This window comes from Virgibacillus halodenitrificans JCM 12304, from assembly GCF_001310895.1.
In the GTDB taxonomy this organism is placed as follows: domain Bacteria; phylum Bacillota; class Bacilli; order Bacillales; family Amphibacillaceae; genus Virgibacillus_Q; species Virgibacillus_Q halodenitrificans.
Genome location: NZ_BAZS01000003.1, coordinates 96,581 through 116,055 on the forward strand (window position 1 = coordinate 96,581; position 19,475 = coordinate 116,055).

General features: G+C 36.5%; 22 protein-coding genes and 1 pseudogene. 22 read left to right on the top strand and 1 reads right to left on the bottom strand.

From position 1 onward, the window contains the following. Nucleotides 1-726: a glucosamine-6-phosphate deaminase gene (nagB, locus tag JCM12304_RS02960; RefSeq protein ID WP_060678500.1), complete on the top strand. Its 726-nt coding sequence runs from the start codon at nucleotides 1-3 to the stop codon at nucleotides 724-726. 94 nt (nucleotides 727-820) lie between these two features. Here nagB and JCM12304_RS02965 read toward each other — a convergent pair. After that, nucleotides 821-1,470 (bottom strand): annotated as a pseudogene (locus JCM12304_RS02965) (YigZ family protein). 188 nt (nucleotides 1,471-1,658) lie between these two features. On the opposite strand from JCM12304_RS02965, the gene JCM12304_RS02970 reads away from it, so the two are divergent. The 21 genes from JCM12304_RS02970 (at nucleotide 1,659) to cccB (ending at nucleotide 19,419) form a co-directional block, all read left to right on the top strand. Then, on the top strand, nucleotides 1,659-2,798 hold the full coding sequence (locus JCM12304_RS02970) for a sensor histidine kinase (RefSeq protein WP_019377763.1): 1,140 nt from the start codon (nucleotides 1,659-1,661) through the stop codon (nucleotides 2,796-2,798). A 141-nt stretch (nucleotides 2,799-2,939) separates the two neighbouring features. After that, on the top strand, nucleotides 2,940-3,635 hold the full coding sequence (locus JCM12304_RS02975; protein ID WP_019377762.1) for a response regulator: 696 nt from the start codon (nucleotides 2,940-2,942) through the stop codon (nucleotides 3,633-3,635). 403 nt (nucleotides 3,636-4,038) lie between these two features. Further along, entirely contained in the window at nucleotides 4,039-4,881 is an 843-nt protein-coding gene (locus tag JCM12304_RS02980) for a DegV family protein (RefSeq protein WP_019377761.1), read from the top strand. Between the two features lie 84 nt (nucleotides 4,882-4,965). Then, nucleotides 4,966-6,378, top strand: a complete 1,413-nt coding sequence (locus tag JCM12304_RS02985) for an ATP-dependent helicase ComFA (protein WP_060678501.1) — start codon at nucleotides 4,966-4,968, stop codon at nucleotides 6,376-6,378. Continuing rightward, nucleotides 6,378-7,058, top strand: coding sequence for a ComF family protein (locus JCM12304_RS02990; protein WP_060678502.1), 681 nt, complete (start codon nucleotides 6,378-6,380; stop codon nucleotides 7,056-7,058). The genes JCM12304_RS02985 and JCM12304_RS02990 overlap by 1 nt, the downstream gene beginning before the upstream one ends. A gap of 38 nt (nucleotides 7,059-7,096) precedes the next feature. Beyond that, nucleotides 7,097-7,513, top strand: coding sequence for a TIGR03826 family flagellar region protein (locus JCM12304_RS02995; RefSeq protein WP_060678503.1), 417 nt, complete (start codon nucleotides 7,097-7,099; stop codon nucleotides 7,511-7,513). Nucleotides 7,514-7,549: 36 nt separating this feature from the next. Then, nucleotides 7,550-7,810, top strand: a complete 261-nt coding sequence (flgM, locus tag JCM12304_RS03000) for a flagellar biosynthesis anti-sigma factor FlgM (protein WP_019377757.1) — start codon at nucleotides 7,550-7,552, stop codon at nucleotides 7,808-7,810. A 14-nt stretch (nucleotides 7,811-7,824) separates the two neighbouring features. Beyond that, nucleotides 7,825-8,319 carry a flagellar protein FlgN gene (locus JCM12304_RS03005; RefSeq protein WP_060678504.1) on the top strand — a complete coding sequence of 165 codons (495 nt, stop codon included), beginning with the start codon at nucleotides 7,825-7,827 and terminating at the stop codon, nucleotides 8,317-8,319. A gap of 24 nt (nucleotides 8,320-8,343) precedes the next feature. Next, nucleotides 8,344-9,858 carry a flagellar hook-associated protein FlgK gene (flgK, locus tag JCM12304_RS03010; RefSeq protein WP_060678505.1) on the top strand — a complete coding sequence of 505 codons (1,515 nt, stop codon included), beginning with the start codon at nucleotides 8,344-8,346 and terminating at the stop codon, nucleotides 9,856-9,858. 10 nt (nucleotides 9,859-9,868) lie between these two features. Then, the gene (gene flgL, locus JCM12304_RS03015) at nucleotides 9,869-10,738 is read left to right on the top strand and encodes a flagellar hook-associated protein FlgL (protein WP_060678506.1); all 870 of its coding nucleotides are present in this window, start codon (nucleotides 9,869-9,871) and stop codon (nucleotides 10,736-10,738) included. A 65-nt stretch (nucleotides 10,739-10,803) separates the two neighbouring features. After that, nucleotides 10,804-11,367, top strand: coding sequence for a DUF6470 family protein (locus JCM12304_RS03020; RefSeq protein WP_060678507.1), 564 nt, complete (start codon nucleotides 10,804-10,806; stop codon nucleotides 11,365-11,367). A gap of 16 nt (nucleotides 11,368-11,383) precedes the next feature. Beyond that, complete coding sequence (fliW, locus tag JCM12304_RS03025) at nucleotides 11,384-11,827, top strand: flagellar assembly protein FliW (RefSeq protein WP_060678508.1); 444 nt, start codon at nucleotides 11,384-11,386, stop codon at nucleotides 11,825-11,827. 2 nt (nucleotides 11,828-11,829) lie between these two features. Continuing rightward, nucleotides 11,830-12,054, top strand: coding sequence for a carbon storage regulator CsrA (gene csrA / locus JCM12304_RS03030; protein WP_060678509.1), 225 nt, complete (start codon nucleotides 11,830-11,832; stop codon nucleotides 12,052-12,054). A gap of 73 nt (nucleotides 12,055-12,127) precedes the next feature. Further along, nucleotides 12,128-12,493: a flagellar protein FlaG gene (flaG, locus tag JCM12304_RS03035; RefSeq protein WP_060678510.1), complete on the top strand. Its 366-nt coding sequence runs from the start codon at nucleotides 12,128-12,130 to the stop codon at nucleotides 12,491-12,493. A gap of 54 nt (nucleotides 12,494-12,547) precedes the next feature. Further along, nucleotides 12,548-12,949, top strand: a complete 402-nt coding sequence (gene fliS / locus JCM12304_RS03040; protein ID WP_060678511.1) for a flagellar export chaperone FliS — start codon at nucleotides 12,548-12,550, stop codon at nucleotides 12,947-12,949. After that, nucleotides 12,949-13,302 carry a flagellar protein FliT gene (gene fliT, locus JCM12304_RS03045; protein WP_060678512.1) on the top strand — a complete coding sequence of 118 codons (354 nt, stop codon included), beginning with the start codon at nucleotides 12,949-12,951 and terminating at the stop codon, nucleotides 13,300-13,302. Before fliS ends, fliT begins: the two co-directional genes overlap by 1 nt. 205 nt (nucleotides 13,303-13,507) lie before the next feature. Next, a complete protein-coding gene (gene hpf, locus JCM12304_RS03050; RefSeq protein WP_019377747.1) occupies nucleotides 13,508-14,065 on the top strand; it encodes a ribosome hibernation-promoting factor, HPF/YfiA family in 558 nt (185 codons plus the stop codon). Between the two features lie 685 nt (nucleotides 14,066-14,750). Further along, nucleotides 14,751-14,903, top strand: a complete 153-nt coding sequence (locus JCM12304_RS19250) for a hypothetical protein (RefSeq protein ID WP_019377746.1) — start codon at nucleotides 14,751-14,753, stop codon at nucleotides 14,901-14,903. Nucleotides 14,904-15,154: 251 nt separating this feature from the next. Beyond that, complete coding sequence (secA, locus tag JCM12304_RS03055; RefSeq protein ID WP_019377745.1) at nucleotides 15,155-17,668, top strand: preprotein translocase subunit SecA; 2,514 nt, start codon at nucleotides 15,155-15,157, stop codon at nucleotides 17,666-17,668. Nucleotides 17,669-17,731: 63 nt separating this feature from the next. Beyond that, a protein-coding gene (prfB, locus tag JCM12304_RS03060; RefSeq protein ID WP_100217636.1) for a peptide chain release factor 2 occupies nucleotides 17,732-18,836 on the top strand; the annotation gives its coding sequence in 2 pieces (ribosomal slippage) (nucleotides 17,732-17,803 and nucleotides 17,805-18,836; 1,104 coding nt in all). 220 nt (nucleotides 18,837-19,056) lie between these two features. Continuing rightward, nucleotides 19,057-19,419, top strand: coding sequence for a cytochrome c551 (gene cccB, locus JCM12304_RS03065; RefSeq protein WP_019377743.1), 363 nt, complete (start codon nucleotides 19,057-19,059; stop codon nucleotides 19,417-19,419). The last annotated feature ends 56 nt before the right edge of the window (nucleotides 19,420-19,475 follow it).

The following is a 19,475-nucleotide window of genomic DNA, read 5'->3' on the forward strand; positions in this document are numbered from 1 at the left end:
TTGGAAATTATCAAAGTGAAAGATTATCAAGAAATGAGTGAAAGAGCCTGTGATTTTATAGTTGAACAGCTTGCTGTTACAGACCAGCCAGTATTCGGTCTTGCTACAGGGTCTACACCTGAAGGGCTTTATGAATGTCTTATTAATAAATATAAAACAAAAGAAGTATCATTTGCTGATGTAAAGACATTTAATCTCGATGAATATGTCGGTATTAGTCAGGATGATCCAAATAGTTATTATTACTATATGAATAAAAAGCTGTTTGATCATATTGATATTCCAACTGCAAATGCCCATTTGCCAAATGGGAATGCTGCTGACTTAGAAAGCGAATGCAAGGAGTATGAAAACCGTATTAAGCAAGTGGGAAACGTTGATTTACAAGTATTAGGACTTGGTTTAAATGGACACATAGGTTTTAATGAACCTGGTACTCCGTTTTCTAGCAGAACTCATGTTGTAGAATTGGATGAATCGACAAGAAAAGCGAATGCCAGATTTTTTCCTTCTTTAGATGATGTTCCTACAAAAGCAATTACAATGGGAATAGACTCTATTATGGAAAGTAAGGCGATTATTTTATTAGTCTCCGGTAAAAAGAAGGCAGACGCTTTGGCAAAATTGATGAATGGCGAGATAACAGAGGAATTTCCTGCTTCTATTTTGCAGAAACATGAAAATGTGACGATTATTGCTGATGAAGAAGCAATGTCCTCACTATAAGAAGTTATTTCAACTGAAGTTATTGAGGCAGAGAAATGTGTGTTAGCCGAACTAATTCGAAATTGTAGAGCATCCTTCGAATTAGTTCGGTTTTTTAGGTTTCTGAGGTAGATTCCACATCTATTTCTATGTACGTAGTATTTTTTTTCTCAATAAGGGCTTGGTCACTTGTCAAATTAATTATCCATTCTTGAAAGTGCTCCATTTCGCTTATTTTTACATAAACAATCAATTCTACTTTATCCAAGTAATTAATTGTATCTAAAACATAGCTTGTTTGACGCAGCTCATTTTCTAATTTACCTAATAAAGTATAATCAATAGTTAAAGAGAAACCTTGCATTAGTTGGCGTTTAACAATACCTGTCGTACGAATAGCTTGTGAAGTTGTACTGCTGTATGCACGGATTAGCCCTCCTGCTCCAAGCTTAATACCTCCAAAATACCTTGTTACAACAACCGCGGTGTCCTTCAATTGTTGTTTTTTTAACACATCCAAAATTGGAACACCTGCCGTGCCACTAGGCTCTCCATCATCGTTTGCTTTCTGAATTTGATCATGCTCCCCAATCATGTAAGCAGAGCAATTATGTGTTGCGTCATGGTGTTTTTTCTTAATTTCCTGAATGAAATTTTGGGCTGCTTCCTCTGTCTCAACTCGGCGGACATAGCGATAAATTTAGATTTTTGGATAATAATTTCGTCCATTCCAGTCTCTTTAACTGTAAAATATTTCTCTAACATCTTGCAATTCACCTCCTGAACAGCCATTATATATACATAGAGCTGTATGTTAGTTTGTAATATACAGGTGGTTTAGTTTAAAAAAACGGGAGAAAAGTAGCATACAGAAGTTTCATGATATATGATAAAAGACCCTATAAAAAGTTGAAAGATATACGTATAATTATAACATAGGTTGGTGGGAAATGTTGGCACAGAAAATTAGTGAGACTGCTTTAGATTCCATCATTCATGAAATGGTCGAAGTAGTCGAAAACAGCAAAGATGAAATTTTTAATATTAGTGAGGGAGCACGAACAGAACATGAGCATTTGGTTAGAGAACTAACCGAAACAAAGTTCAAGGTTGTGCAACACATTGAAGATGGCGATCAACTGGAACAAAAAGTCAGATTTTCCCGCGAACGATTAGCAGAGGTAAGTAAATATTTTGATCGATACAGCGAAAATGAAATAAGAGAAGTGTATGAATATACACACGAAATGCAAACAAAACTAGCGATGATGCGACAGGAAGAGAAATCTCTACGTGAAAAGCGTGATGATTTGGAAAGGAGATTAGTAGCATTAAGCCAGACGATTGACAGGGCTGAAGGGCTAGCCAGTAAAATATCTGTTGTGCTAAATTATTTGCATGACGATTTCCAACAAGTTAATGAAATGATTGAAGAAGCAAAAGAAAAGCAGGAATTTGGTTTGAAGATTATTGAAGCTCAAGAGGAAGAACGAAGAAAGATTTCCAGAGAGATTCATGATGGACCTGCACAAATGCTAGCTAATATCTTATTACGATCAGAGCTTGTGGATAGAACCTTTCGCCAAAACGATATTAATCAAGGTTTAATTGAAATTAAGAGTGTACGCAAAATGATTCGTTCTTCCTTGTATGAAGTTAGAAGGATTATTTATGATTTAAGACCGATGGCGCTAGACGATCTAGGTCTATTGCCAACACTCAAAAAGTACATTGCTACTATAGCAGAATATAACAATATAGAGATTGAGTTTACATCCATTGGCGAAGAAACAAGATTAAATCAAAATTATGAAATTGCCTTCTTTCGTCTTGTTCAAGAGGCATTGCAAAATGCGGTAAAACATGCTGAAGCTTCCTTAATTCAAGTAAAGCTGGAAATTAAAAAAGATAACTTAACTATGGTAATTAAGGATAATGGCAAAGGTTTTGACCCTTCATTAAAAAAGGACAAGTCATTTGGGTTAATTGGAATGCGGGAGCGAGTGGAAATGCTCCATGGTACGTTAACTATTAATTCTCAGCCAGGTAAAGGCACGATGATTTTGATTAAAGTCCCGTATAACCCAGCATAAAGAATAATGGATCATAATACTATTTCAGATACTGATAAAGTTATCGATATAAATATAGAAAAATATTTCATTTGCATAGATTTAATAATTATAATAGGGCAAACACAAAAATAAGGGGAATGGATGTAGGAGGAACTTAAGATGAAAACAGAAGAAAAGAAAATTCAGATTGTACTTATTGACGATCATAAATTGTTTAGAGAAGGTGTAAAAAGAATTCTGGAGTTTGAACCAACATTTGAAGTAGTTGCTGAAGGGGACGATGGTACTGAAGCATCACGTATCGTAAAAGAAAATAATCCTGACGTTGTACTAATGGATATCAATATGCCAAATATGAATGGGGTCCAGGCTACAGCGGATCTTGTACGTTACTTCCCTAAAACAAGGGTTATCATACTATCTATTCATGATGATGAAAGTTATGTTACACATGCACTCAAGACTGGAGCTCAAGGATACCTATTAAAAGAAATGGATTCAGATGCTCTTATTGAAGCAATAAAAGTAGTTAGTGATGGCGGATCCTATCTACATCCGAAAGTGACCCATAATCTTGTCATGGAATACCGACGATTGGCTAAAGAGAATGCATCAAGCGCAAAAGATAATGGCATGGAATATCGGAAGCCACTTCACTTACTTACAAAACGAGAATGCCAGGTTCTACAATTACTTGCGGATGGAAAGAGCAATCGGGCAGTAGCTGAAACCTTGTACATTAGCGAAAAGACAGTAAAGAACCATGTTAGTAATATCCTGCAAAAAATGAATGTAAATGATCGAACCCAAGCGGTAGTATCTGCCATTCGTAAAGGTTGGGTAGAAGTTGTCTAGTCAACTTATTGATCCTCAGCCAATAGTTGATTAGATATCCACAAAAGTAAAATGAACTCCATATAGGTTAGTCATGATAAAAACCGGGTTAATACGAATTCCAAGCAATAATTCGTATCAGTCCGGTTTTTTGCTTCTAAGCTTTACTTTAAAAGTTGCTCTAATAAAGTATTTTAAGGTATAGATAAACCACGAGCTAACTTGGTAGTCTTGTGAATGGCTAATTCGGGGAAATAATCTATAGTATTCAACCCCTATATAGATCATGTATAGGTAATGCCATACATTCGCCTTCCTGCTGTTTGTTTATTTTTCTTATATCTTAGTGTAGAATGAACATACATGTGAAAAAATGATAGAGTTTACAGATAGAGATAGTATTTATAGTAGAGGAGAAGGTAATATGAAGGTTGCTGTAATGACAGACAGTACGGCATATATCCCTGAAAACATACGAAATAAGTATGCGATACATATGGTCCCACTAAGCGTAGTATTTGAGGACACTTCCTACCAGGAGGAAATGGATATTACTACGGAAGAGTTTTATGAGAAAGTAAAAGATGCGAAGCAATTACCCAAAACTTCCCAGCCTTCCATTGGCTATATTACAACCGAATTAGAAGCATTGGCAAAAGAATATGATGCAGTGATCTCTATTCATCTGTCCAGTGGGATAAGCGGTACATATCAAGCAGTAGTCAGTGCTGGAAAAATGGTCGACGGAATTGAGGTATTTGCTTATGACTCAGAAATTAGCGCAATGGCTCAAGGATTTTACGTATTAGAGGCAGCTGAAATGGCGCAAAATCAAAGAGAACCACAGGAGATTATTGCTAGACTTAATGAAATGAAAAAAAGTTTACGTGCATACTTTATGGTTGATGATCTAAGTAATTTACAGCGAGGTGGCCGTTTAAACGGTGCACAAGCTTTGGTAGGAAGTATACTGCAGGTTAAACCGGTGTTGCATTTTGTTGATAAAGTTATTGTGCCATTCGAAAAAATTCGCACACGTAAAAAAGCTCTAAACAGAATTATGGGAATGCTGAAGGAAGAAGCAGACAAAGGCAAGCAATTGAAAGTAGTATTTATTCATGCTAACAACTTGCATGCCGCAGAAGAACTGCAGAGAGATTTTCTAAAAGAGTACCCTGATATGGATACATGTATTAGTTATTTTGGTCCTGTCATTGGTACCCATTTAGGTGAAGGTGCTCTTGGAGTATGTTGGTATGAAAAATAAATAATAATATAGCTGCCATTCGATCAACGAATGGTGGTTTTCTATATTATGGTGTCTAAATATTTTAGATAGGAATGAATTTTATTGTCTAAACAAAAAGTTGCTTTAGAATCTCTGGTCTCCCGTCAGTTTGCAGGTAAGCTTCTACTCCGCAATGAAATACAACTGGAAGATAAACAGTTTGAACAATTTCTTGCTGATGGTGTACTTAGGCCATCTCCTTCTATAGTAAAACAACTTATATCAGCCATTTGTCAACGATGTGGAAATCGAAAAAAATATTTATTTGGAAGACTCCCATGTAAACAGTGTAATCAAAACCATTTATACTGCCGAAAATGTATAGAGATGGGCCGGGTGATGGAATGCGAGCCACTCTATTATTGGAATGGTAAAGAGGTTGTTTGGCCTATAATAGACCAACCATGTACTTGGGAAGGAGAACTTACGGCTTTACAGCAAAGAGCTTCTGATCGTATTGTTTCCGCAATTACAAACAAAGAGAAGGAGTTGCTTGTATGGGCGGTGTGCGGCGCAGGGAAGACGGAAATGCTTTTTCCAGGAATAGCAGAAGCACTTCGCTCAGGAATGAGAGTTTGTTTAGCCACTCCTCGAGCAGATGTTGTACAAGAACTGCTGCCGAGAATAAGAAATGCATTCAAGAATGTAAATATTCAAGGATTATATGGTGGTAGTGAAGAAAAAACAGGCAATGCTCAGCTGATAATTTCTACCACTCATCAATTGCTTCGCTTTAAAGCTGCTTTTCACTTTTTAATAATTGACGAAGTGGATGCTTTTCCCTTCCATAATGACCCCTCGCTTCCATATGCTGCCAAACGATCTTTACATTCAACTCAAAGCACAACGATTTATTTGACAGCAACCCCTAGGAGAAATCAACAGCTTCGCTTATGGATGAAGCAACTTCCGCACGTCTTCGTACCTTCACGATTTCATGGCCACCCGTTACCAGTCCCAATTCTAAAAACATGTACCAGTTTAAAAAAAGACATCCAATATAACCGTGTTCCTTACTCATTATTAAATTGGATGAGAAAACGCATCAGTCCACATCGACAGTTGCTTATTTTTGTACCTACGATAGAACTAGTCGAACAATTATATAAGAACAGTCTTGTTCAACTTCCCCAACAAAAATTACTTACGTCAAAGGATAGAATAATGTGTGTACATGCCTCAGATCCTGAACGGAAGGAAAAAGTCCAACTATTCAGGGATAAAAAAATAGATATATTAATAACGACAACCATTTTAGAAAGGGGAGTCACATTCCCATCCGTAGATGTAGCTATTATCGATGCAAGCCATCGTGTATTTGATGAGGCTGCACTTGTTCAAATTGCAGGAAGGGCAGGAAGAAGTCCAGATGACCCTAAGGGTGAAGTGGTTTTCTTTCATAATGGAAAAACCAATTCCATGGTTCACGCGATAGACGCGATAAAGTCAATGAATAAACGGGGAGGGTTTATTTGATGTATTGCTTATGGTGTCATGAAGAAATCATCACTGAAGTACATTGGGGCAATTTAATTCACCTTTACCGTCCAAAAAGGCTTTGCATGAACTGTGAAAGCCAACTAATAAAAATTCAGGGAGACCTTTGCAGTATTTGCTCTCGTGTATCTAGTGTGAAAAAGTGTGCAGATTGTTTGAAGTGGGAGGATTATGAAGAGAGCCCCATTAAATTTAATGCATCACTTTATACGTACAATTCGTTTATGCAAGAGGTGGTCGCTAAATGGAAGTATCGCGGAGATTATCAATTAGCAAAAATATTTCAATATGAATTTGAAAAAGAATATAGCAAGAAATTCTCTTTTTTAACTAAGAAAAAACCAGTTGTTGTTCCAATTCCTCTTAGCAAACAAAGAATGACCGAACGTGGGTTTAATCAAGCGGAAGTATTGGCAGATTTTATACCGCTACAAAAGGATCACGTACTGGAGAGGTTACATGGTGAAAAACAAGCTAAAAAGACAAGGTATGAAAGGATTTCAACGGAGAATCCATTTATTTTGAGAAAAAGTATTAACAAAACGGTTATTCTTGTCGATGATATATATACAACTGGTACGACATTACGACATGCTGCCAGATTATTCAAGGGAAATGGATGTCCTAATGTATATACCTATACATTGATTCGTGGTTAGTAAGAATATGCTATAATTAATAAAGTGAGGCGAAGTTAATGGCTGAGTTAGCGAATTGCTCACGCTGTGATGCGGTTTTTGTCAAGAGTATCCGTGATATATGCCAAGCTTGCTATAAGGAAGAGGAGCAAGCTTTTGATAAGGTTTATAAATTTCTGCGTGAACGAAAAAACAGGGAAGCAACTATGTTAGAAATTGTTGATGCAACAAAGGTAGATGAAACCTTGATTACAAAATTTATTAAAGAAAAAAGATTGCGAACAACTGACTTTCCTAAATTGGCTTATCCTTGTGAGTCATGCGGAGCTAATATAGTAAATGGGAAATTATGCTTTGATTGCTCGGATGAATTGAGGAGAGATCTCGATAAACATAATCAACAACAACGAAAAATTCAAGAAAAAGAATTGAAGAAAAATACACATACCTATTATATGTTTGATAAGAACAAGTGATCTAAATAATAATATTCTATGAAGAGGTGAGACATTATGCGTATAAATGGGCCGAACAATACGAATATGAACCCATATAAAAATCACTTCCAAAAGCAGGTGGATACAAAAACAGAAGCCAAGAAAGATCAGTTGGAAATCTCCAGTAAGGCAAAGGAAATGCTTGAGAAAGATAAGCCCAATGCAGAACGGGCAGCATATGTACAAGAAATAAAACAAGCGGTAGAAAATGGAGAATATAAAGTGGATCATGAGAAAACAGCCCGGAAAATGATTGATTTCTGGAGCGGATTTTAAGGGAGGACGATATTTTGTCCGTACAACTAATCATTCAATCGCTTCATCAATTAGTAGATGTGCATAAACAATTATTGAGGTTATCCAATCAAAAAACAGAAGCTATTAAAGAAGGCTCTATAGATAATATGCAGAAAGTAATTGGTCAGGAGCGTAAAGAAATTAAGCAACTGGAGCAAGCGGAAAAAATAAGGGAAAAGCTAGTCAGTGACTGGTTTATAAAGAACGGTTTTTCTCAAGAAGATGTGTCTATTACCTTTTTGCTTGATCATATAGAACAACTGGATGAAAGAGAAAAGCTTGGCAATATAACAATCCGTTTAACGAAATTAATTACTGAATTGAAGCAACAGGAGCAGTTGAATCAATCGCTAATCAATCAATCTATGAAATTTATTCAACTGTCCCTTGATATGTTAAATCCTTCTATACAGAATATAAACTATGGAAATCAGCAGCAATATGGAAAGGAAGCGCAAAAGCGTTCCATATTCGATTCAAAGGCTTAATAAGCTTTAAAAGGAGTAAAAGATATGAGTACATTTCATGGTCTGGAAATGGCCAAACAGGCTCTTTTTGCACAACAGTCAGCATTATATACGACTGGTCATAATATCTCTAATGCAAATACAAAAGGGTATACGAGACAGCGAGTGAATTTTGAAACAATGAATCCTTATCCGGCTGCTGCAAGAAACCGTCCGGAGTTGCCAGGACAAATGGGTACAGGGGTTCAGACTGGCTCTATTCAGCGGGTACGTGATTCTTATCTGGATGTTCAATTCCGAGCGGAGAATAGTAAATCAGGTTACTGGTCGACAATGTCAGATGCTTTAACCAGGTTGGAAGGCGTAATGAATGAGCCTTCTGACAGTGGTTTATCAAAAACAATGGGGCAATTTTGGCAATCAATCCAGGATCTTTCCTCAAACCCGGAAAATTCCGGAGCAAGATCTGTAGTTGCCCAACGAGGAAAGGCTGTTGCAGATACGTTTAACTATTTATCTGAATCCCTAACATCTATTCAGTCGGATTTAAAAAATCAGATGGATATTACTGTAACGGATGCAAATTCACTATTAAATCAAATCCATAACATTAATCAACAGGTAAATGAACTTGAACCACATGGATACCTTCCAAATGATTTATATGATGAACGTGATCGTTTAATTGATGAATTATCAAGCATTGTTAATATAAAGGTGGATTATGATAAAAGCTCGCCAAGCTCACAAGATATTGCTCAAGGTATAGCCAGTATTGAAATTGTTGATGACAAAGGAAATTCCTTAGAACCTGCAGTAAAACTATTAGATGGATCAAAAGCAGATGCAGCTGATGCCATTCAAAAGCTATCTATCGATTACAATGAAGGTGAAGTAATGATAGGGAACAACTCGGTGGACATATCCAAATCGAATGGATCACTAAAGGGATTGGCTGATGCTTATGGTTTATCAGAGGATGGCTCTGGGTTATACCGAGATATGCTTGCCGATTTAGATAAGATGGCTACTAATTTTGCTGAACAGTTTAATAAAGTCCATCAACAAGGTGTTGGTTTAGATGGAAGTAATGGACTGGATTTCTTTACATTTAAACCAGGGACAACCGGTGCAGGTGGTTTGACAGTGAACAAAGACATTCTTGATCATCCTGATAAAATTGCTGCGAGCTCAAATGGTAATGCAGGGAATGGTGATAATGCTTCTAACCTTGCGAATGTCTTTGATGATACAAAGATTGTAGATGATAATGGGAATAACCCGTTCGGGGGGAATACATCTATCAATAGTTTCTATCAATCTCTTATTGGAGAAATGGGAGTCCAGGCTCAGGAAGCTAAACGGATGGAAAATAACACCGGTGTTTTACGTTTACAGGTGGAAAATCAAAGGATGTCTGTTAGCTCTGTTTCTTTAGATGAAGAAATGTCCAATATGATTAAATTTCAACATGCCTATAATGCGGCTGCACGAAGCATGACAGCCATGGATGAAATGCTGGATAAAATTATTAACAGTATGGGATTAGTAGGAAGGTAGGGAGTAAGTAATGCGTATAACACAAGGAATGCTATCCAATAATATGTTAAGAAATCTTTCTTCCAGTTATAATAAAATGGGGAACTTGATGGACCAACTTAACACAGGGAAAAAAATCACGCGTCCATCTGATGATCCGGTTATTGCAATGAAAGGTATTAATTATCGTAATCGTGTGACTGAAGTCGAGCAGTTTGAGCGTAATACGATTGAAGTAAATAATTGGATGGATAATTCAGATGCTGCTTTGGATAAGGCGACAAAAGCAATGCAACGTTTACGAGAGCTTGCTGTGAAAGCCAGTAATGGTACAAATGAATCTCAGGAGCTTGAAAGTATTCGCTCTGAGGTAAGTCAGTTAAAAGAGCACTTAAGGGATATTGCCCAAACTGAAGTGAATGGAAAATACATTTTCAATGGAACAAAAACCGATCAGCCACCAAATGTGGATCTGGAAAACGGAACATTCACTGCAGATTCTTCCTCTGTAGAAATAGAAGTAGCAAAAGGAATTAAGCTAAAAGCAAATGTAAATGCAGAAGAAGTATTTGGTGATATTTTTCAAAGTGTAAATGATTTTGAAAAAGCTTTGAATGAGGGTTCCGACAAGATAACAGAAAGTATTTCCGATATTGATGAAGGTATAAATAAAATTATAAACTCTCGTGCAGATTTAGGTGCACGAATGAACCGCCTTGAATTAGTTGAAAATAGGTTGAGTGAGCAAAATATTATCGCAACGAAAGCAATGTCAGATAATGAAGATATTGATTATGAAAAGGCGATTACAGAATTGATTACACAGGAAAGTATCCATCGAGCAGCATTGTCAACAGGCTCCCGGATTATTCAGCCATCTTTAGTTGATTTTCTAAGATAGGATAACAAATTGGCCCTGCACACTTTTGACTGCAGGGTTTTCCCGTTCAGAGAGGAGGGAACGTCTTGCAAATACCTCAGATAAGAATCAACTCTCGATCAGCTACTATTCAATTAAAAACAACACCAGCACGGCAAGAGATTGAGCAGCCCAAGGCAGATTTATCCATACAACAACCAAAAGCAAAAATGGAAATCAGGACAACCCCCTCAAAATTAATGATAGACCAAAGTCAAGCATGGGAACAAATGAATCGAATGCATGTTTTCAAGTTGAACGATAGATTTGCAGAAGAAGGACGTCGTGGTCTTTTGGCAGGAATTGAGAGACGTGCCGGGCAGGGAAGAGAGTTAATGCAAATTGAAAATAAGGGAAATCCTATAGCTAATCAGGCAGAACAAAACGGCCATGATGGAATGAAATCTTTAGGAATAAAATTTATTCCTTCGCATTTTTCAGTGAAAACAACCTACCAACCTGCTAAAGTAGACATTAATGTAAAAGAGAATAAACCAGAAATAAACGTTCAACCAAATAAAGTTATACATAGATATAAAGCTGGTAGTGTTGATGTCCAAATGAAAAGTTACTCAAACCTGGAAATAGACTTTGTAAATATCACAGTGTAGTAGAGGAGGAAATGAAATGATTGTGGATACAAAATATTCAGGAGAGCTAGAAATTGAAGAGACTGAGATTATCTTTTTCAAAACAGGGTTGCCGGGATTTCAAGAAGAAACTAAATTTTTACTGATTGATTTCCCAGATAATCCTGTTTTTCAAATTCTTCAGTCGGTTCAGACCCCCACAACTGCTTTTATCGTCACAAACCCCTATTATATATATCAAGATTATGAATTTGACCTTGATGAGAATATTATGGAGCAGTTAAACATTCGCAGCGAAAAGGAAATCGTAGTACTTTCAATTGTAACGGTTAAAGAGCCATTTCAAGATAGCACGTTAAATTTGAAGGCACCCATTATTTTAAACCCTGTACGCAAATTGGCGAAGCAATATATTCTTACGGAAGAAACCTACCAGATTAAAACACCATTGAACCCAAATGCTACAATGGGGGGAAGATAACTATGTTGGTACTGGCGAGGAAAATAAATGAAGCTATTCAGATCGGTGAAGATATTGAAATAAAAGTATTATCCATCGAAGGCGACCAAGTCAAGCTAGGAATTGAAGCGCCAAGGAAGACAGATATCTATCGAAAGGAAATTTACTTGGATATTCAACATGAAAACGATCAAGCAGCTAACTTACCTTCTGATCTTTTGCAATTACTAAATAAAAGTAAAAAATAATTGATTTCCCTTTAAGTTTTCACTTAACAAACCGATAGAAAGAATAAACGATATGGTTTGAGGAGATGTGATTATGCGATTAGAACAAGTATCACACGGATCGCAGCAAAATAAACTTCAGGGAAATAACACTCAATTGCTACCAGATTCTGAAAAATCCCAACAACAGATAAAACTTGATGGGAAAGCGTTGCTACCAACTGATAACACAATAACGAAAGATAAATTGAGAAGTGTAACAGAAAAATTAAATGAGTTTGTAGAACCGTTAAAAACCGATTTAAAATTTGTTTTTCATGAAAAACTTAATGAATACTACGTAACAGTTGTTAATCCGTTAACAGATGAAGTAATTAAAGAAATTCCACCAAAAAAAATGCTGGATATGTATGCTGATATGGCAGAATTAATGGGGCTTATGATTGATGAAAAAATTTAGCAATTAAACTAAGCTTTAACCAGGGTGGAAAGAATTCTTGAAGGAGTGAGAAAGTTGTCACTTAATAAACAATACCAAACCTACCAAAATAATGCGGTAAATACTGCTTCAGGTGGAGAACTAACCTTAATGCTCTATAATGGATGTATGAAGTTTATTAAACAAGCAATCAAGGACTTGGAAAACAAGAATTATGAGGCTAAAAATACTAATATCCAAAAAGCGCAAAATATTATACAGGAATTAATGTTAACCTTGGACCAAAAGGTTGAAATTTCTAAACAAATCCTTCCTCTTTATGAGTTTATGCAGTTCCAGCTTAGAGAGGGAAATATTAAAAATGATCCTTCGTTTCTCATAGAGGCACTGGAATTCATTACTGAGTTTAGAGACACGTGGAAAGAAGTTATGTTGAAAAATAAGAAGGCACAACCTGTCCAAGGCGCTCAAGTATAATGAACCGTCTAGAAGTTTTATTGGAACAAACAGAACAATTACAGGATGTGCTTAATCAGGAAAGAAATCATAAAAATCGAGCGGAAATTATTGAACAAGTGAACCAATTAATTGAAAAGAGAGATGAGAGTCTAACAGATATTAAGCCTCCGTATACAAAGGAAGAGGAGCTTCTCGGAAAGAAATTGGTGCAGCTTAATACAGAAATTGAACAATTGATGCAAGAAATTTTTACAGAATTAAAAGCAGAAATACAACAAGTGAAGAAGCAAAAGCGAACAAATCGAAAATATATAAATCCATATGAAAAAGTAAATTCCTCAGATGCTATGTTTTTGGACAGTAAAAAATAACTTCATAAATGAAGTTATTTTTTATAAATTGTTTTAAATGATAGAATTATGAAATATTAACTAATTGTAAACAGTGTGTAAATAGCTTTACAACAAGGTTTCAAACCACCATAAGAAATAATAGCAATTAATGAGTGGTTTAAGCAGGAATTTTGGTGGGAAACATAGTATAATAAATACATAAGGATGAAAGGAGGACACGTTTATGAAGTTTAACATTCGTGGTGAAAATCTTGAGGTGACTGATTCTATACGTGAATACGTAGAGAGGAAGATTAGCAAGCTGGAAAGATACTTTGATACACCCCCAACATCCGAGGTGCATGTTAATTTAAGTGTCTACAATGATGAGCAGACAATTGAGGTTACTATTCCAATGACAAATCTCTTGTTGCGCGGGGAAGTGCAACATGTTGACTTATATGCTGCCATCGACTTGGTCGTTGATAAACTGGAAAGACAAATCAGAAAATATAAGACTAAAGTCAATCGTAAATTTAGACAAGAGGGTTCTCCAAAGCACGTGTTTGCTGAACTGGAAAGAGAAGCAAATAATGTTGCTGTTGAGGAAGAATCTGATGAAATTGACATTGTGAGAACAAAAAGGTTTGATTTAAAGCCAATGGATTCTGAAGAAGCTGTGCTTCAAATGGATATGCTTGGCCACTCATTTTATGTTTTTACAAATGCTATTACAAACGAAACAAATGTCGTTTATCGCAGAAAAGACGGCAAGTATGGACTAATTGAACCAAATGCGTAATAAAAAATAATGATGATACAAAAAGCGATCCTTCTATTAGAGGATCGCTTTTTTTGAGTATCTTCGTTTAAGCTTTAGTTTCAAAATATATTGGAGGTGTAGAATGTTCAGCAAAATAGACAAGCTGCTGCGAAGTAACTTGGTATTATTGTGAATGGCTGTTTTTAAATATTTAAAGCTACATAAATGCGATTTGGAGAGCATTTTGCCGCCATTGCTATTTATTGCAAAGGGAACCTTTCACACCTCCGGGCACAAGTGCGACATCTCTTCATTACCTCTGCCGCCTGGCATGGCCTCTGCCGCTCGCGGAAAGAGAAATATTTCCCCGTATAGTGGTGTTTTTACGCAGCCTCTATATTCTTGGTTAGTTCGGAGTTTACTACTACTTTGTGAAAATAAAAGTTGTTTTAATTAATGTTTATACAACAGCTTTCACATTAGAATCGGGTTCAGGTCTATGATCTATACTATCTCTGTCAATATTTGTCGAACGAATAACCAATTTGTATATTTGGACTTTCGATTTGCTGCATTTGTCTATATATTCAATTATTTCTTGTCGAATATCTTGCAATAAAGAGAATTACTTGTCGAAACAGAGGCTAAATTTCAAAAATGGCAATTAGCCTTTATACCTAGATATGTGTTATAAATAGGTCAATAGATACAAGGTGGTGAATAAATGAAAAGAGAAGAAAGGGAGGCACTTAATAACTTAGAGAGAAAGGTTCATAAACATGAAGAGACCATTGCGCAGCTTATTGAGATTATAGCTGCGACTAATCAAAGAATTACACAGCTGCATGAAAAACAAAGAAAAAGTTTCTCCTTATGATTCAACTATATTAACCTTCGCAGGAAAGTCAATGACTTTTCACACATATCTTCGTACTATCCTTCAATTAAAAAGAGTAGTTCATCCCCGAACTGCTCTTTTTGTTATTCTCTCACTCTGACGTACATGCAGTTGTCATCCAACTTTAGATAGTGTTATTATTATATATGGACGATTAAATATGCAAAAACGTATATAAAGTATGTAGAAATGATGAAGAATATTTTTATATAGATTGAGGAGCGTTAACTATGGCTGGATTAATTAAAAAGATCTTTGGTGATGGAAATCAAAGACAGCTTAACCGTCTACAAAAAAAAGTAGATCAAATAGAAGAATTAGAAATCGATATAAGTAAGTTGTCTGATGCAGGACTTCAAGAGAAAACAAATGAATTTAAACAGCGTTACGAAAATGGGGAAGATTTGGATAGCTTACTTGTTGAAGCATATGCGGTGGTACGAGAAGCTGCCAAACGTGTATTAGGTATGAGACCTTTCCAAACCCAGCTTATGGGTGCCATTGCACTTCATGAAGGTAATATTGCAGAAATGAAAACAGGGGAAGGTAAAACACTTGCTTCAACTATGCCTGCATATCTTAATGCAATTTCAGGTAAAGGTGTGCATATTATAACTGTTAATGAATATTTAGCAGATCGTGACGCAAAAGAGATGGGAGAACTCTTTCATTTTCTAGGACTGACTGTCGGATTAAATGGGAATGGATTAACTAAAGAAGAGAAAAAAGAAGCATACTTATGTGATATCACTTATGGAACCAATAATGAATATGGTTTTGATTACTTAAGGGATAATATGGTGCTATATAAGGATCAAATGGTACAACGACCTTTAAATTACGCCATTATCGATGAGGTGGATTCCATTTTAATTGATGAAGCAAGAACACCTCTTATTATCTCTGGATCTGCAAAAAAATCTGCATCCCTTTATCAGCAAGCAAATAGTTTTGTTGGTACGTTAAATCGTGAGGGTGACTATACGTATGATGAAAAAACAAAGGGAGTTCAGCTAACTGAGGAAGGAATAAACAAAGCTGAACGCTATTTTTCTATTGAAAATTTATTTGATTTAAACAACGTTTCGCTTACACATCATATTAACCAAGCACTAAAAGCACATGTTTCGATGCACCGCGATACAGACTATGTAGTACAAGATGAAGAAGTTGTTATTGTGGATCAGTTTACTGGGCGTTTAATGAAGGGGCGTCGTTACAGTGATGGCCTTCATCAGGCAATTGAAGCAAAAGAGGGACTGCAAATACAGAATGAAAGTATGACCCTTGCTTCCATCACCTTCCAAAACTTTTTCCGTATGTATAACAAGCTTGCCGGTATGACGGGTACTGCTAAAACAGAGGAAGAAGAATTCCGGAATATTTATAATATGGATGTATTGGCAATACCAACGAATAAACCAATAGTAAGAGAAGACCGTGCAGATTTAATCTATAAATCCATGCAAGGCAAATTTCAGGCAGTAGTGGAGGAAATTAAAGAAAGATATGAAGCAGGACAGCCTGTATTAGTAGGTACGGTCGCTGTAGAAACATCTGAGCTAATTTCACAGCTATTAAAGAAGGCCGGAGTAAAACATAATGTTTTAAATGCTAAAAACCACTATCGAGAGGCTGAAATTATAGAAAATGCTGGTCAAAGGGGTTCAGTAACGATTGCAACCAATATGGCTGGGCGTGGAACTGATATTAAGCTTGGAGAAGGTGTGAAAGAATTAGGCGGGCTCGCTGTAATAGGTACAGAACGGCACGAATCACGCCGAATTGATAATCAGTTGAGAGGGCGTTCTGGCCGTCAGGGTGATCCCGGACTAACACAATTCTACTTATCAATGGAAGATGAGCTGATGCGTCGGTTTGGCTCAGATAATTTAAAAAATATGATGGAGCGTTTAGGAATGGATGACAGCCAACCAATCGAAAGTAAGATGGTTTCCCGTGCTGTAGAATCTGCTCAAAAGCGTGTGGAAGGAAATAACTTTGATGCACGTAAAACGGTTCTCTCTTATGATGATGTATTAAGAGAACAGCGCGAAATTATTTACAAACAACGTTTTGACGTAATTGATTCTGATAAAAACCTGAGAGAGATTATTGAAAACATGATACTATCTACTGTGACCCGGGTAGTTGCTACACATACAGGCGATGACGACGACAGTAATTGGGATTATAAGGCTATTCTCGAGTTTGTACATGGAAGCCTTCTAGATTACGAAGATATTAAAGAAGAGGATTTAAAAGGGAAAGATCCTGAAGAAATGAATGAACTGATCATGGATAAAGTACGTGGTCGTTATGACGAGAAAGAGCAAGAACTTACAGAGGAACAAATGCGTGAATTTGAAAAAGTTATTTTACTGCGCACGGTTGACTCTAAGTGGATGGATCATATTGATCAAATGGACCAACTTCGCCAAGGAATACATTTACGAGCATACGGTCAAAATGATCCGCTTCGTGAGTATCAAATGGAAGGTTTTGCTATGTTTGAAGCGATGGTTGAGAATATAGAAGAAGAAGTTTCTAAATATATTATGAAAGCTCAAATCCGTGATAACCTACAACGCCAGGAAGTAGTTAAAGATACACAAGCAGTTTCCGGAAGTCAAGAAGACAAAAAGAAAACTAATAAACCTTATGTGAAAAAAAGTAATGTAGGTAGGAATGATCCTTGTCCATGTGGCAGTGGTAAAAAGTATAAAAACTGTCATGGTAAGTAAACATGAAACACTCCTCTTATGGTGGAGTGTTTCATGCTTTAAATATAGTGAAGAGGTGAGAAAATGGAATTGGTAGAAATTAGAAATGAATTGGATAAAATGTTAAAACGAATCGAAGACTTTAGGGGGTCTCTTTGACTTAGATGAAAAGAGAGCTAGAATTAAAGAACTTGAATTAAACATGTCTGAACCATCATTTTGGGATAATCAGGATGAGGCCCAAAAAGTAATTAATGAGGTAAATGGGTTAAAGGGATATGTTACCAACTTTGAATACCTTGAGGAACGCCTGGAAGATCTGGAAGTTTCTTTCGAGCTTGTTAAGGAAGAAAATGATAAGGAATTGTTTGAGGAATTAAATGAGGACGTAACTCTTATAAAAAAAGAAATAAATAATTTTGAGTTGCAAATGCTATTAAGTGAGCCCTATGATGCAAACAACGCTATTTTAGAATTGCATCCGGGAGCAGGTGGAACTGAATCCCAAGACTGGGCAAGTATGCTGCTTCGCATGTACCAACGTTGGGCAGAAAGTAAAGATTTTAAAGTAGAAATGCTCGATTATCTTCCGGGTGATGAAGCTGGTGTTAAAAGCGTTACATTACTTATTAAAGGGCATAATGCATACGGGTATCTGAAAGCTGAAAAAGGAGTCCATCGTTTAGTTCGTATTTCGCCATTTGATTCCTCCGGACGCAGACATACGTCATTTGTATCTTGTGAAATTATGCCGGAATTAACAGATGATGTTGATATTGATGTGAAAACGGAGGATATTAAAATAGACACTTATCGAGCCAGTGGTGCGGGTGGCCAACATGTAAATACTACGGACTCCGCTGTACGAATCACCCATATACCAACAAATGTGATCGTTACTTGCCAAAATGAGCGTTCCCAAATTAAAAACAGGGAAGCTGCAATGAAAATGCTGAAATCTAAACTATATCAGCTGGAAATTGAACGACAACAAAAGGAATTAGATGAGATACGAGGAGAGCAGAAAGAAATTGGGTGGGGAAGTCAAATTCGCTCCTATGTTTTCCATCCATACTCTATGGTAAAAGATCATCGCACGAACGTAGAGGTTGGAAATACTCAAGGTGTTATGGATGGAGATATCGATCCATTTATCGATGCATTTTTGCGCTCTAAAATTAATGCATAATAAAATTTCTTGTGCACAAACTATGAAATATATCACACTTATTACTGTGAAGAATTATTTCACTGAATTGACACAAACTGGCAATGTCATTGATTTGCCTATATTACAGTGATGATAACGTTATCGATGCGTTATGAAAGGGGTTTTAATTCCCTGGAAAATGGTTATAATAAATTATGATAGTCATTAATCTAAAATTTGCGTTAGGGGGATTTAAGTTATGAAAAAATGGTTACTAACAGTTCTATTTGGTACTGCTATCGTACTGGCTGCATGTGGCGGCGGTGACGAAGGTGGTACAGACGAGCAACAAGACTCTGGTGACAATGCAACAGAGGAATCTTCCGAGGGTGGTTCTGTAGATTCAGCAGCGGCTGAGGAAGTATTTGAAAGCAATTGTGCTTCATGTCATGGTGCAGATCTTTCCGGTGGAGCAGGCCCTGATCTAACTCAGGTTGGTTCTAAATATTCTGCAGATGAAATTGCTGATATTATTAAAAATGGTAAAGGTAGTATGCCAGCTGGATTAGTATCTGGTGATGACGTTGACCTTTTGTCTAGCTGGTTAGCTGAAAAGAAATAATTTTAACAAACAAAAGTCTGGCTTATGGAAAGCCGGACTTTTATTTTTGGTAGCAA